This is a genomic window from Egicoccus sp. AB-alg2, assembly GCF_041821065.1.
In the GTDB taxonomy this organism is placed as follows: domain Bacteria; phylum Actinomycetota; class Nitriliruptoria; order Nitriliruptorales; family Nitriliruptoraceae; genus Egicoccus.
Window position 1 is genome coordinate 145,751 of record NZ_JBGUAX010000002.1, and the last position, 13,066, is coordinate 158,816.

Sequence of the window (13,066 nt, forward strand, 5' to 3'; positions counted from 1 at the left end):
AACCGTCGGCCGCCCGCGGACGTCAGACTGGCCGGCGAGGAGGCGACGATGCGAACGGCGAGGTACCTCGGGATCGGACTCGCGCTCGGCCTGGTGCTGGGCGGCTGCGGCGGTACACCGGCGTCCGAGCCGGGCGCGGCACCGGGCGCCGCGGACGACGGGTCGGCGAACGGCGGCAGCGGAGCGGACGAGGTGTGCCGGCCACCGCTGACCGACGACGACCCCGACCCCCTCGCGGGCGGCGGCCAGCACGACGTGTTCGCCGGCGAGAACTGGGTGGAACCGGTCATGCAGGCGGCGCTGCGCGACCACGCCGACACCTTCGCGGGGCTGTGGCTCGACCAGCACGCGGGCGAGGTCGTCGTGATGCTCACCGGCGACGACCCCGGTCCCGTCCTCGAGGCCCTGCGCACCCACGCCGATCACCCCGAGGCGCTGGTGTGCATGCACGCCGAGCACACCGAGGCCGACCTCGACCACCTCGCCAACGAGGCGTTCACCGCCCTGCAGGCCGGCGGCAGCGTCGTGTCCGGCGGCACCGACCTGGTCCGCAACCGGGTCGTGCTCGAGTACGAGGGCGACCCCGAGGAGGCACGTGAGCTGCTCGGCGAGCTCGCCGACCACCCGGCACTGCTGGTGCGGCAGCCGGCCTGCGCGGAGGTCGAGCCCGTCCCGGACGACGCAGTCGCCCTGCCCGGCGACGGCTCGACCTGCGTCGCCATGGACGCGTTGGCCTCCGGCACGCTGACCGGCGACGCGGGAGCGGGCTGCCTGTGGCTGGAGCACGACGGCACGCGCACCGACGTCGTGTGGCCGCGTGCCTGGTACGTCACGTCCGACGGCGTGGTGCACGACCACCACGGCCAGGCCCGGGCCGCCATCGGCGACGAGGTGGGCGCCGGTGGCGGCAATGCCGGCCCGGACGGCGGCGACGCCCTGCCCGACGACTGCCGCGAACCCGGCGCGAACGTGTGGGTGCTCGGCAGCCTCGACCCGGCGGGGTGACGTCGGCTAGGGGCGGTCGCCGACCTGGGCGTCGGCGGGTGCGTCCGAGAACAGCGTCAGCTGCAGGTTCGCCGGTGCCTCCAGCCGGGCGTTGAGCGAGCGCCACGGCGTGACCGTCGGCGGGGCGACCAGCTCCGCACCCGCCCCGGTCGCCGCCTGGGTCGCCTCGATGCTGTCGTCGACGCGCAGCGCGACCCGGACGTGCCCGGCGACGCGCTGTCCCACCTCGACATCGTCGATGTAGGCCGCGTGCACGGGGTCGGTCAGCTCCAGCGTCGCGCGGCCCGCCTCCAGGATGGTGACGTGACCGCCGTCGACGACGTGGGCCTCGCGTTCCGGCATCCCCAGCACGTCGCGGTAGAACCGCAGCGCCGCCTCGTGGTCGTCCACGGTCACGACCAGCCGCAGCTCCTGCACCCCGCCCGTCATGCTCCTGCTCCCGGTCCGTCGACGCTGAAGAGGTCGCCCGGCTGGCAGTCGAGCACATCGCAGATGGCCGTGAGCGTGGAGAACCGGACCGCCTTGGCACGGTCGTTCTTCAGCACCGAGAGGTTCACGACCGTCACCCCGACCCGGTCCGCCAACTCGCGCAGGGTCATGCCGCGGGCGTCGAGCAGGGCGTCGAGGTGGCAGCGCACCCGGTGGCCGGTCCCGGCCGCGGCGTCGGCGGCCGCCATCAGACGAGCCCCTCGACGTCGTCGGCCAGGGCGCCGCCGTGGCGGAAGACCTCGGCCATGACGAGCAGGGCCGCCACCAGCAGCAACGGCAGCAAGGGCAGGTCGAGGATGGTGAAACCCACCGGCGCGTCGCCGGCCGGATCGACCCGACCGAGGACCGCCACGGTGGCCAGCGTGCCCAGCGCCGACGGCAGCAGCGCGACCGCCAGCACGGTCGCGGCCATCCCCCGCCACCGGGTGACGTTGCGGTGCGCGAAGGGGCGGCCGGCCGCGACCTCGCGCAGCAGACGGCTGAACAGCCACGACCCGGCCAGCGTCAGGACCCCGATGGCCACGGCCGGGGACGCCGCCAGCAGGCGCAGCGCCAAGGGCAGCCGATCGACCTCCAGGACCGCGTCGGCGCCCTCTCGTCCGCCGCTCTCCACCGTGACGGCCCCGCCGTGCCCGTCACCCACCGCCAGGCTCGTCCCGGCGGGCAGGCCCGCGACGTCGTCGAACCCGAGCAGGTCGGCGTCGACCACCACCGCCACGGCACCACCCGCGTCGGCCACCTGCACGGCCGCGACGATTAGCCCGCCGACGAACGTCAGCACCCCGAAGGCGAGCACGAAGCCCGCCAGCAGGCGGGCGCGCCGCTCCAACCGCTCCGGTGCCGCGATGCCCGATCCCATGACCCGCCCTCCGTGCCGCGGGCCACGCACCCGCCGCCATATCGAAAGACGATAACGCATCGAAAAACGATATGCCACCGGGCGAGCGGCGCTAGAGAGATCGGATGCGTGCATCCTGACGCGCACGGACGGCGGGTCGGGATGCACGCATCCGCGCCGGACCGCGGCCCGCAGGCGGCGGTCCGGGCGCCGGTCAGTCCGCCTTGGGCTTGGGCAGCTCGCGCAGCCCGAGCTCCTTCAGGGCGGCCGGGTCGTAGGGCGCCGGCGCGTCGGTCAGCGGGTCGCTGCCGGTCTGCGTCTTCGGGAAGGCGATCACCTCGCGGATCGACCGCTCGCCGCAGATCAGCATCACGGTGCGGTCGATGCCGGGCGCGATCCCGGCGTGCGGCGGCACACCGTGACTGAAGCCGCGCAGCAGGAAGCCGAACTTCTCCTCGGCCGCCTCGTCGGAGATGCCCAGGAAGCGGAACACGCGCCGCTGCAGGTCCGCGTCGTGGATCCGGACCGACCCGGACGCCAGTTCCACGCCGTTGAGCACGATGTCGTAGGCGCGGGCGGTGGCCTCGCCGGGACGCTGCTCGAAGTCGTCGAGGTACTCCGGCGCGGGCGAGGTGAACGGGTGGTGGTTGGGCACCCAGCCGGACGAGGTGGCGGCGGTGGGGTCGTCGGACTCGGCCGCGGGGTCGAACATCGGCGGCTCGACGACCCAGCAGAACTCCCAGCGTCCCTCCGGGACGAGGCCGCGCTCCTCGGCCAGCGCGACCCGCAGGGCGCCCATGAGCTGCCGCGCGAACGAACGCGGGCCGGCCCCGAAGAACACCGCGTCGCCGGGCTCGGCGCCGGTCTCGCGCAGGACGCCCTCGAGCTCGGCGTCGGACATGAACTTCGACAGCGGACTGCGCAGCGTCGGCGGGCCCGCTCCCCCGTTCCCGCTCTCGCCGGGCTCGACGACGCCCCAGGCCAGGCCCTTGGCGCCGCGGCGCTTCGCCCACTCGGTCCACTCGTCGAACTCGCGACGGGTCAGCTCGCCGCCCTTGGGCAGCGCCAGCGCGACGACCGCACCGCCGGACGCCAGCACGCCCTTGAAGACGCCCACCTCGGTGTCGGCGAAGACCTCGCCCAGGTCGGCGAGCTCCATCTCGAAGCGCAGGTCGGGCTTGTCGGTGCCGAAGCGGCGCATCGCGTCGGCGTACTTCAGGCGCGGGAACGGCGCCTGCAGCTCGACGTCGAGGACCTTGTCGAAGATCTCGACGAACATCTCTTCCATCAGCGCGTAGACGTCCTCTTCGTCGCCGAAGGACATCTCCAGGTCGAGCTGGGTGAACTCGGGCTGGCGGTCGGCGCGCAGGTTCTCGTCGCGGAAGCAGCGTGCGATCTGGTAGTAGCGCTCGATGCCGGACACCATCAACAGCTGCTTGAACAGCTGCGGCGACTGCGGCAGCGCGTAGGTCGTGCCCGGCTGCAGCCGCGACGGGACCAGGAAGTCACGGGCCCCCTCGGGGGTGGGCCGGGTCAACTGCGGCGTCTCCACGTCGATGAAGCCGTGCCGCTCCATCACCCGGCGGATGATCGAGACGACCTGGGCGCGCACCTGCAGATTGCGCAGCATCCGCTGGCGGCGCAGGTCGACGTAGCGGTGCTGCAGACGGCGCTCCTCGGCCACCTCGACGTCGTCCTCGACCGGGAACGGCGGCGTCTGCGCCTCCGACAACACCTCGATCGAGGTGGCGGCCAGCTCCACGTCGCCGGTGGCCAGCCGCTGGTTGCGCATGCCCTCGGGCCGCTCGCGGACGGTGCCGGTGACCTTCACGACCCATTCGGTGCGCACCCGGTGGGCCGCCTCCAGGGCCTCCGAAGCCTCGGGGTCGGCCACCACCTGGAGGATGCCGCTGCGGTCACGCAGGTCGAGGAACGCGACCCCACCGTGGTCGCGGCGGGTGTCGACCCAACCGGCGACGGTCACGCTCTCACCGGCGTGTTCGGAACGCAGGGTGCCCGCACCGTGGGTGCGCATGGCGCCGAAGGGGGTGATGCTCACGTCGTGGTCCTCGTGTGTGGTCTGTCGGAGTCGCGGCCGACGGAGGCGGGGTGCGCCGGCCCGGGATGCTCAACGGCCGAGCAGCCGGTGCAGGTGGTCGGCCAGATCGGCCTCGGCGACGGTCTGCTGGTCACCGGAGGCGAGGTGCTTGACGGCGACCGTACCCGCGGCCCGCTCGTCGACCCCGCGGATCACGGCCGCGCGGGCACCGCGACGGTCGGCGTGCTTGAGCTGCTTGCCGAGCTTGCCGCTGCCCGCGTAGACGTCGGCGCTGAACCCCTGACCGCGCAGCCGCTGGGCCAGCGCCAGCGCGTCCGCGCCGGCCGCGTCGTCCAGGACGGTTACCAGCACGTCGGGGCCGACCTGCACGTCCTGCTCCTGCTGTTCCAGCAGCAGCAGGATGCGTTCGATGCCCAGCGACCCGCCGGTCGCCGGCACGTCCTGGCCCTGGAACATGCCGACGAGACCGTCGTAGCGCCCGCCCGCCGCGATCGTGGCGTCGAGGCCCTCGTGCACGACCTCGAACACCGGCCCGGTGTAGTAGGTCAGCCCGCGGGCCAGGACCGGCGCGAAGGCGATCCGCCCGCCGGGAAGGTCACCGACGAGCTCCAGGACCCGGTCGACCTCGGCCAGGCCCTCGCGGCCGCGTTCGGTGTCACCGAGCCGTTCGCGGACCCGCTCGACGAGGTCGCCGGCGGCGAGGTCCTTGGCCAGGGTGTCGACGGCCGCGGACGGCACGCCGCGCTCGACCAGTTCGGCCGCGACCCGCTCGGGCCCGATCTTGTCGAGCTTGTCCAGCGCGACCAGCGCCGACGCCTCCAGCTCCTGCGGTACCCCGTAGGCCTCGATCAGGCCGTGCAGCGCCTTGCGCGAGTTGAGCTGCACCCGGAAGCCGGCCAACCCGAGCCGGTCCAGGACGTCGGCGACGGCCACCAGGGTCGCTGCGTCGGCGAGCAGCGAGTCGGAGCCGACGGTGTCCACGTCACACTGGAAGAACTCGCGGTAGCGGCCCTTGCCTGGTCGGTCGGCGCGCCACACCGGAGCGATGTGGTAGCGCTTGAACGGCGTCGGCAGCTGTGAGCCGTAGCGCGCCGCCACCCGCGCGAGCGGCACCGTCAGGTCGTAGCGCAGCGCCAGGTCGGCCTCGCCGGTGGCGGCGTGCTCGCCCCGGCGCAGGATCTTGAAGATGAGCTGGTCGCCCTCCTCGCCGTACTTGCCGGTGAGGACCTCCAGGCGCTCGAAGGCCGGCGTGTCCAGCGGCTCGAAGCCATGGGCGTCGAACGCCGCGCGGATGGTCGCGAACGCGCGCTCGCGCCGCGACACCTCCGCGGGCAGGAAGTCACGCGTGCCCGACGGCGGGTTGGCGTCGATGGTGGCCATGGCGGGACGGACCTCTGCGGGGGCGACGGGGCAGCCCGACGCGACGACGGGCGATCCGCGAGGCTAGCGGCCGCGCGGCCGGGTCAGCGCTCGCCGCCCGCGACCAACTGCCGCAGGAACGGGTTGGTGCGACGCTCCTGTCCCACCGTGGTGTCGGGGCCGTGACCGCTGAGGACCAGGGTGCGGTCCTCCAGCGGGAGCACGGTCTCCGCGAGCGAGCGCTGCATGTCGGCGAGCGATCCGCGCGGGAAATCGGTCCGGCCGATCGAGCCGGCGAACAGCAGGTCGCCGGAGAACAACACCTGGTCGGTAGCGGCGTCCGCTCCACCGAGCGCGAACGTGATCGGCACCTCGGCGAGCTCCTGCCCGAGGTAGGTGACGTGGCCGGGCGTGTGCCCGGGGTTGTGCTGGACGTCGAAGCGGAACCCGGCGAACTCCAGCCGTTCGCCGTCCTTCACCTCGCGCAGGTACTCGTGCGGCGGATCCCACGCGAGCCCGAACTGCTGCTCGAGCAGCTCCGGCGGCGCGCCGAACGCGGCGGCCGGGTCGTCCCACAGCCAGCGGTCGTCGGCGTGCAGCAGCACCGGCACGTCCAGGGTGCGCGCCAGTTCCGGCACCGCCCAGACGTGGTCGAGGTGGCCGTGGGTGAGCAGGATCGCCTCGCACGCCACGCCGGCGCTGGCCAGCCGGGTGGGGATCGCTTCGGCGCCGCCCTCGCCAGGGTCGACGACCACGGCGCTGCCGCGCGCCCGGTCACCGATGATCCAGCAGTTGGTCTGCCAGCGGCCGAGTGGCGTGCCCAGCACGAATCGTTCCGTCACGAACGCACCTCACGGGGGAAGGTCGACCGGGCGAGGCTAGCCACGGGCCGGACCTTCGTGACAAGTCGGACGCCGGCCGCTCGTGGGCGTTCAGACCGCGAGACGCCAGTGGGCCTGTTCGCCGACGACCCGGTAGCCCAGTCGCTCGTAGAGGGCGTTGCTGGTCGGGTTGGCCGCGTCGGTGTTGAGGAACGCGAACCGCCGACGACGCAGCACGTCGCGGGTCACGGCGGTGACGGTCGCGCCGGCGTAGCCACGACCGCGGTGGGCCGGCGGCGTGTAGACGGCCGAGACCCGCTGTCCGTCGGGGGTCTCCGCGTCGGCCTCGGCCATGGACACCACCGTGCCGTCCGGGCGCTCGAACACCCACAGCCCGTGCCGGCCCGCGAGCCGGCGCACGAGCCCCTCCCGCAACGCGTCCACGTCCAGTTCCGCGCGGGGCATGGCCTCCTGCTGGAACGCGACGGCGAAGCGGACCAGCACCGTCAGGTCCTCGGGGCGGGCGGCGCGGACCCGACCGGCCGGTGGCGAGGGCGCCGCCTCGACCCGTTCGCAGGCCAGGACCGGCAGGCACATCACCTGCTCGGCCCCGACGCCGGCGCAGGCCGCCAACTCCCTGGCGAGCCCTTCCGTCAGTGCCGCCTCACCCACGAGGTCGCGCGGCAACCCCTCACCGGCGAACGTCACGGCAATCGCGTCGGCGAGGTCGCGCGGGTCCTGCGCGGGCGACAGGGCGACCAGCCACGGTCGCGGCGGCGTGCGCTGCACGACGCCGGCCACCGCGCCGTCCTCGTCGTCCTCGACCACCCAGAACCGCGCGTCGGCGTACTCGCCGGCCTCGACCCGCGACAGCACGCCCAGGGCCAGACTGTGGACGGCTTCGCCCTGGGCGACGAGGAACGGGCGCGCGACCGCGGCGTACGCGGCCAGGTCCGCGACCGCGCGCAACCGCAGCATCAGCGACCGGCGGCCTGGGGGATCACCCGGTACGCGTCGTAGACGCCCTCGACCCGTCGGACGCTGCGCAGCGCGTACTCCAGGTGGGTGGGGTCGCCGAGTTCGAAGGAGAAGCGCAGCACCGCGACCCGGTCCTTACGCGTGGCGACCTGGGCCGAGGTGATGTTGATGTGCAGGTCACCGAGGACGGCGGTGATGTCGCGCAAGAGGTGCTTGCGGTCGAGCGCCTCGATCTGCACGGACACCAGGAAGTTGGCGGTGACCTCGCCCGACCAGTCGACCGGCACGAACCGTTCCGGGTCGCGTTCGAGGTCGGCGACGTTCGAGCAGTCGGCGCGGTGGACCGACACCCCCCGGCCGCGGGTCACGAACCCGACGATGTCGTCGCCGGGCACCGGCGTGCAGCAGCGCGCCAGCTTGACCAGCATGCCGCTGTCGCCCTCGACCTCGACGTCGTCGCCGTGGCTGGGCGAGAGCCGGATCGGCGCGCTGGTCGACTCGAGCGCGGCCTCCTCGGTCGGCTCCTCCTCGACCTCGGTGAGCTCGTTGAGGACCTGCTGGGCGACCGTGCCGGCGCTGACGTGGTTCTCGCCGACGGCGCGGAAGAGCGCCTCGACGTTCTTGTACGACAGGGCGCGGGCGACCTCGGTGAGGTCGCCGGCCGCCATCGCCCGGGCGTAGCTGATGCCCTTGCGGCGCAGGGCGCGGGTGATCGCGTCCCGGCCGCGGGTGATGGCGTCCTCGCGCCGCTCGCGGTTGAAGTAGGCCCGGATCTTGGACTGCGCGCGCGTGGAGGCCGCCACCTGCAGCCAGTCGCGCGACGGGCCGGCGTCCTCGGCCTTGGAGGTGAGGATCTCGATCGAGTCACCGTTGACCAGCTGGTGGTCGAGCGGCACGAGCCGGCCGTTGACGCGCGCGCCGATGCAGCGGTGGCCGACCTCGGTGTGCACGGCGTAGGCGAAGTCGATCGGGGTCGAGCCGGCGGGCAGGCCCATGACCTCACCCTTGGGCGTGAAGACGAAGACCTCGTCCTGGTACAGGTCGATCTTGAGCGACTCCAGGTAGTCGCCCGGCTCCTGGACCTCCTGCTGCCATTCCAGCAGCTGCTCGATCCACGGCAGGTCGTCGGTGCCGGCGTCGTCGCCGCCTCGCGAGCCGTCCTTGTACTTCCAGTGCGCCGCGACGCCGTACTCGGCCGTCTCGTGCATGGCCCGGGTGCGGATCTGGATCTCCAGCGGGCGGCCCTTGGGGCCGATCACCGAGGTGTGCAGCGACTGGTAGAGGTTGACCTTCGGCATCGCGATGTAGTCCTTGAAACGTCCCGGGACGGGACGCCAGGTCGCGTGCAGTTGGCCGAGCACCGCGTAACAGTCACGGACCGACGAGACGATGACGCGGACCGCGACGAGGTCGTAGATCTCGTCGAACTCCTTGCCGCGCAGGACCATCTTCTCGTAGATCGAGTAGTAGTGCTTCGGGCGGCCGGTGACCTCGCCACGGACCTTGAGCTCGCGCAGTTGGTCACGGATCGCGGCCATGACCTCTTCGATGTAGGCCTCACGCTCGGGGTTGCGCTCCTCGACCATCGCCACGATCTCGTCGTAGCGCTTGGGGTGGAGCGTCTTGAACCCGAGGTCCTCCAGACGCAGCTTGAAGTTCTGCATGCCGAGGCGGTGGGCCAACGGCGCGTAGATGTCCAGCGTCTCCTGCGCGATGCGCTTCTGCTTGTCGCGCGGCATGTGGCCGATGGTCTCCATGTTGTGGAGCCGGTCGGCGAGCTTGATGACGAGCACCCGGATGTCGCGGGCCATCGCCAGGATCATCTTGCGCAGCGTCTCGGCCTGCTGCTGCTGCTTGGACTCGACCTGGATGCGGTCGAGCTTGGTGACCCCGTCGACGAGGTGGGCGACCTCGTCCCCGAAGCCCTGGCGGATGTCCTCGAGCGTGCAGGGGGTGTCCTCGACCGTGTCGTGCAGCAGCGCGGCGGCCAGGGTGGGCGTCCCCAGCCCCAGCGTCGCCAGCTCGGTCGCGACCGCCACGGGATGGGTGATGTAGGCCTCGCCGGAGCGGCGCCGCTGCCCCTCGTGCAGCATCTCCGCGAAGCGGTAGGCGCGGACGACCTCGCGTAGGTCGGCCCGGGTGGAGGCCCGGATGGCGGCCGCGAGTCCCTCCAGCTCCGGGGGGACGTGCTCGCGCTGGACCAGCGGCAGTCGCGACAGCACCCCGAGAACGCCCGACGGGCGCGCGGGACGAGGGACAGGACGCGCGTCGCGCTCCTGCTCGGTCCCGGTGGTGCTGTCCTGCGCCAGCTCCCCACTCCCCTCGGCTCGCGGGTGTCGTTCGACCAACTGTACCGACACCCGGGCGGGTCCCCGTGTGGGCGTTCGGGACGAGCCGGCGCCGCGGCCGGGTCAGTAGGTCAGCAGCGAGACGTGGTCGTACTTGAGCCGCTTCGCGCCCTCGAGGAAGCCGAGCTCGATGAGGAAGCCCAGCCCGACCACGTCACCGCCGAGCTGCTCCACCAGGTCGATGGTGGCGGCCGCGGTGCCGCCGGTCGCCAGCACGTCGTCGACGATCAGCACGCGATCACCGGCGGCGATCGCGTCGCGGTGCAGCTCCAGCGTCTCCGAGCCGTACTCGAGGTCGTAGGTGACGGACACGGCCTCGTGCGGGAGCTTGCCGGCCTTGCGCGCCGGGACGAACCCGGCGCCGAAGTGGTAGGCCACCGGGGCGGCCAGGATGAAGCCCCGTGCCTCGATGCCCACGACCTTGTCGACCGTGCCGCGTCCGAACCGGGTCACCAGCCAGTCGACCGCGGTCGAGAACGTGACGTGGTCACCCAGCAGCGGCGTGACGTCCTTGAAGACCACGCCCGGCTTCGGGTAGTCGGGGATGTCCCGCACGCGAGCGGCGAGCACCGAGGGGTCGAGCTGGATCTCCAACGGGCTTCTCCTGGAAGCGGACGACGGTCCGGCGGCGCTCAGCGGCGTCGCTTCTTGCGCTTGCCCTCGCCACGGACGTACTCGGTGGTGATCGGTGCGCGCCGCTCGCTGCTGGCGGTCACGGCCGGGACCTCGTCGGCCTCGTCGCCGCCGCGCTCGAGCCGCTCGGCCTCGCGCTCGGCGGCCTTGCGGTTCTCCGGCTCGCGCATCTTCCACCAGGCGAGGAACGGCGCCGCGACGAACAGCGACGAGTACACGCCGACCAGCATGCCGATGAACAGCGCCAGCGCCAGGTCCTGCAGCGTCGTCGCGCCCAGCACCTGCGCGCCGATGAACAGCAGCGCCGCGACCGGCAGCACGGACGTGATCGAGGTGTTCAGGGAGCGGTACAGCACCTCGTTCATCGACGCGTTGACGAGCTGGGCGTAGGTCCGACGGCCGGGCTCGCCCAGCTGGACGCCGTTCTCCTTCACCCGGTCGAACACGACCACGGTGTCGTACAGCGAGTAACCCAGGATGGTGAGCAGCGCGATCACGGTGGCGGGCGAGACGTTGAACCCGACCAGCGAGTAGACCCCGATCGTGATCAGCAGGTCGTGCACCAGCGCGATGACGGCCGCGACGGCCATCTTGAACTCCAGCCGGAACGAGATGTAGATCACGACGACGACCATGAACACCAGCAGTGCCTCGAGCGCCTGCTGCGTGATGCGTTGGCCCCAGGTCGGCCCGACGAAGCTGATGGTCGAGTTGTCGGCGCCCGACACCTCGACCAGGGCCTCCTCGACCGCCACCGCCTCGGGACTGCCCGGCTCGAGCGCGTCAGTGCGCACCAGGGCACCACGGGCGTCGCCCTCGCCCTGCAACTGCGGGATGACGTCCTGCGCGCCGGCCTCCTCGGCGGCCTGCTGCAGCTCTTGCGAGGTGGTGTCCGGGTCGATGCCCTCCAGGCGGTAGGCGGTACCGCCGACGAAGTCGATCGACAGGTCGAGCCCGCCGATCAGCAGCGAACCCAGGCTGACCAGGATGACGGCGCCGGAGATGGTCGCCCAGAGTCGGGCGCGCCCGACGAAGTCGAAGTTCGGCGTCCTCATCGGCGGCCTCCCGCGGTCGCGACGGCGGCCGGCTCGGCGGCCCGCACCGTCTTGCGGTTCATGACCTTCGTGCCCGACAGCAGGAACACCAGCGGGCGGGTGAAGAAGAACATGATCATGATGTCGAGGATGCTCGCGATCCCGAGCATGAGGGCGAACCCGCGCACCGGCCCGACGGCGAGGAAGTACAGGATGACGGCCGCCGCCAGCGTAACCGTGTTGCCGGCCAGGTTGGTGCGGAAGGCCGAGGCGAACGCCGTCTTCACGCTGGTGCGGACGGTCTTGCCGAGGTTGGCCTCGTCGCGGATGCGTTCGAAGAAGATGATCGACGAGTCGGCGGTGATGCCGATGGACACGATCAGACCGGCGATCCCGGCGAGCGTGAGTGCGAACCCGAAGTTGCCCAGCAGGGTGATCAGCGACAGGGTGACGACGCCGAAGATCCCGAGCGCCCCCAGGGCGACCAGCCCGAGCACCCGGTAGAAGAACAGCAGCCAGATCCCGACCAGCACGAGGCCGATCGCTCCGGCCAGCAGGCCCGACTGCAGCGACTCGGTCCCCAGGGTCGGCGACACGACGTCGAAGGTGGCGGCATCCAGGCTGATCGGGAGCGCACCGGTACGCAGGATCAGGGCGAGGTCGACCGCGTCGGCCTCCTGCTCCTCCTGGGTGGCGCCGCCGGTGGTGATGGTCGCGGTGCCGCCGGTGATGCCCGTGCCGCAGGCCACCCCCGGGTTCATGCCGGGCGCGGACTCCACGACGTTGTCGAGCACGATGGCGAGCATGCCCGGCTGGCCCTGGTCGCGTTCGCAGGCCAGCTCGCTGGTGATCTCCGCCCATTCCTGGCCGCCCTGGTTGTCGAGCTCCAGGGTCACCTCGAACCCGCCCTGGCCCAGGGTCGGGAAGGCGTTGTCGATGCGCTCGCCCGTCAGGGCGACCGGCCCGACGCGGTACTTCTCCACCGGCGTCGCGGCGGCGTCCTCGTCCGCCTCGCCGGGGCTGGCGCCCTCGGTCGGTGAGCCACAGAGGATCCCCGACTCGCCGGCCGCCAGCTCCTCGCGCTCGTCGACGGGCGCGGCGCAGTCCGGTCCTTCCTCGTAGTCCGGGTCGCCGGGCGGGATCACCGCCTCGACCGGACGGAAGGCGAGCTGCGCGGTCGTGCCGATGATCTCCTGCACGCGCTCGGCGTCGGAGATGCCCGGCAGCTGCACGATGATGTCGTTGCCGGCGCGCGAGATGTCCGGCTCGGCGACGCCGAGGCTGTCGACGCGGGCCCGGATGACCTCCACGGTCTGGTCCAGGATGTCGTCGATGCCCTCCTCGGGTTCGTCGCCCTGGAGCTCGGCGGTGTAGATGGCACTGATGCCGCCCTGCAGGTCCAGGCCGAGGTTGGGCCGGTTGCCCAGCCCGAGGTACGTGCCGGCGAGCAGCACGATCAGGAGGGTCACCGTCAGCGTGGCGACGTAGCTCCGCTTGTTCAC

Annotated in this window: 12 protein-coding genes; 1 reads left to right on the forward strand and 11 read right to left on the reverse strand. The window is 72.3% G+C overall.

Annotated features, from left to right (window positions below; all coding sequences use genetic code 11):
- Positions 1–48 precede the first annotated feature (48 nt).
- Positions 49–1,005: a hypothetical protein gene (locus ACERM0_RS03315; RefSeq protein WP_373677094.1), complete on the forward strand. Its 957-nt coding sequence runs from the start codon at positions 49–51 to the stop codon at positions 1,003–1,005.
- 6 nt (positions 1,006–1,011) lie between these two features.
- Here ACERM0_RS03315 and ACERM0_RS03320 read toward each other — a convergent pair whose 3' ends face one another.
- The 11 genes from ACERM0_RS03320 to secD form a co-directional block, all read right to left on the reverse strand.
- Entirely contained in the window at positions 1,012–1,434 is a 423-nt protein-coding gene (locus ACERM0_RS03320) for a VOC family protein (protein ID WP_373677095.1), read from the reverse strand.
- Entirely contained in the window at positions 1,431–1,682 is a 252-nt protein-coding gene (locus ACERM0_RS03325; RefSeq protein WP_373677096.1) for a helix-turn-helix domain-containing protein, read from the reverse strand. The genes ACERM0_RS03320 and ACERM0_RS03325 overlap by 4 nt, the downstream gene beginning before the upstream one ends.
- Positions 1,682–2,353: a DUF2975 domain-containing protein gene (locus ACERM0_RS03330; protein WP_373677097.1), complete on the reverse strand. Its 672-nt coding sequence runs from the start codon at positions 2,351–2,353 to the stop codon at positions 1,682–1,684. The genes ACERM0_RS03325 and ACERM0_RS03330 overlap by 1 nt, the downstream gene beginning before the upstream one ends.
- 193 nt (positions 2,354–2,546) lie before the next feature.
- Entirely contained in the window at positions 2,547–4,367 is a 1,821-nt protein-coding gene (aspS, locus tag ACERM0_RS03335; protein WP_373677474.1) for an aspartate--tRNA ligase, read from the reverse strand.
- A gap of 93 nt (positions 4,368–4,460) precedes the next feature.
- Positions 4,461–5,771 carry a histidine--tRNA ligase gene (hisS, locus tag ACERM0_RS03340; protein WP_373677098.1) on the reverse strand — a complete coding sequence of 437 codons (1,311 nt, stop codon included), beginning with the start codon at positions 5,769–5,771 and terminating at the stop codon, positions 4,461–4,463.
- 83 nt (positions 5,772–5,854) lie between these two features.
- Positions 5,855–6,592: an MBL fold metallo-hydrolase gene (locus ACERM0_RS03345; RefSeq protein ID WP_373677099.1), complete on the reverse strand. Its 738-nt coding sequence runs from the start codon at positions 6,590–6,592 to the stop codon at positions 5,855–5,857.
- Positions 6,593–6,682: 90 nt separating this feature from the next.
- Positions 6,683–7,549, reverse strand: a complete 867-nt coding sequence (locus tag ACERM0_RS03350; RefSeq protein ID WP_373677100.1) for a GNAT family N-acetyltransferase — start codon at positions 7,547–7,549, stop codon at positions 6,683–6,685.
- Positions 7,549–9,771, reverse strand: a complete 2,223-nt coding sequence (locus ACERM0_RS03355; RefSeq protein WP_373677101.1) for a bifunctional (p)ppGpp synthetase/guanosine-3',5'-bis(diphosphate) 3'-pyrophosphohydrolase — start codon at positions 9,769–9,771, stop codon at positions 7,549–7,551. The genes ACERM0_RS03350 and ACERM0_RS03355 overlap by 1 nt, the downstream gene beginning before the upstream one ends.
- Before the next feature lie 189 nt (positions 9,772–9,960).
- Complete coding sequence (locus ACERM0_RS03360) at positions 9,961–10,485, reverse strand: adenine phosphoribosyltransferase (protein ID WP_373677475.1); 525 nt, start codon at positions 10,483–10,485, stop codon at positions 9,961–9,963.
- A gap of 44 nt (positions 10,486–10,529) precedes the next feature.
- The gene (secF, locus tag ACERM0_RS03365; protein WP_373677102.1) at positions 10,530–11,585 is read right to left on the reverse strand and encodes a protein translocase subunit SecF; all 1,056 of its coding nucleotides are present in this window, start codon (positions 11,583–11,585) and stop codon (positions 10,530–10,532) included.
- Positions 11,582–13,066 (reverse strand): protein translocase subunit SecD, encoded by a 1,485-nt coding sequence (gene secD / locus ACERM0_RS03370; RefSeq protein ID WP_373677103.1) that lies wholly within the window; start codon positions 13,064–13,066, stop codon positions 11,582–11,584. The genes secF and secD overlap by 4 nt, the downstream gene beginning before the upstream one ends.

Bases quoted from the DNA above. Each gene is read 5' to 3' on its own strand.
- ACERM0_RS03320 (WP_373677095.1), bottom strand. From the start codon at position 1,434: ATGACGGGCGGGGTGCAGGAGCTGCGGCTGGTCGTGACCGTGGACGAC.
- ACERM0_RS03330 (WP_373677097.1), bottom strand. From the start codon at position 2,353: ATGGGATCGGGCATCGCGGCACCGGAGCGGTTGGAGCGGCGCGCCCGC.
- aspS (WP_373677474.1), bottom strand. From the start codon at position 4,367: ATGCGCACCCACGGTGCGGGCACCCTGCGTTCCGAACACGCCGGTGAG.
- ACERM0_RS03315 (WP_373677094.1), top strand. From the start codon at position 49: ATGCGAACGGCGAGGTACCTCGGGATCGGACTCGCGCTCGGCCTGGTG.
- ACERM0_RS03350 (WP_373677100.1), bottom strand. From the start codon at position 7,549: ATGCTGCGGTTGCGCGCGGTCGCGGACCTGGCCGCGTACGCCGCGGTC.
- ACERM0_RS03325 (WP_373677096.1), bottom strand. From the start codon at position 1,682: ATGGCGGCCGCCGACGCCGCGGCCGGGACCGGCCACCGGGTGCGCTGC.
- secF (WP_373677102.1), bottom strand. From the start codon at position 11,585: ATGAGGACGCCGAACTTCGACTTCGTCGGGCGCGCCCGACTCTGGGCG.
- hisS (WP_373677098.1), bottom strand. From the start codon at position 5,771: ATGGCCACCATCGACGCCAACCCGCCGTCGGGCACGCGTGACTTCCTG.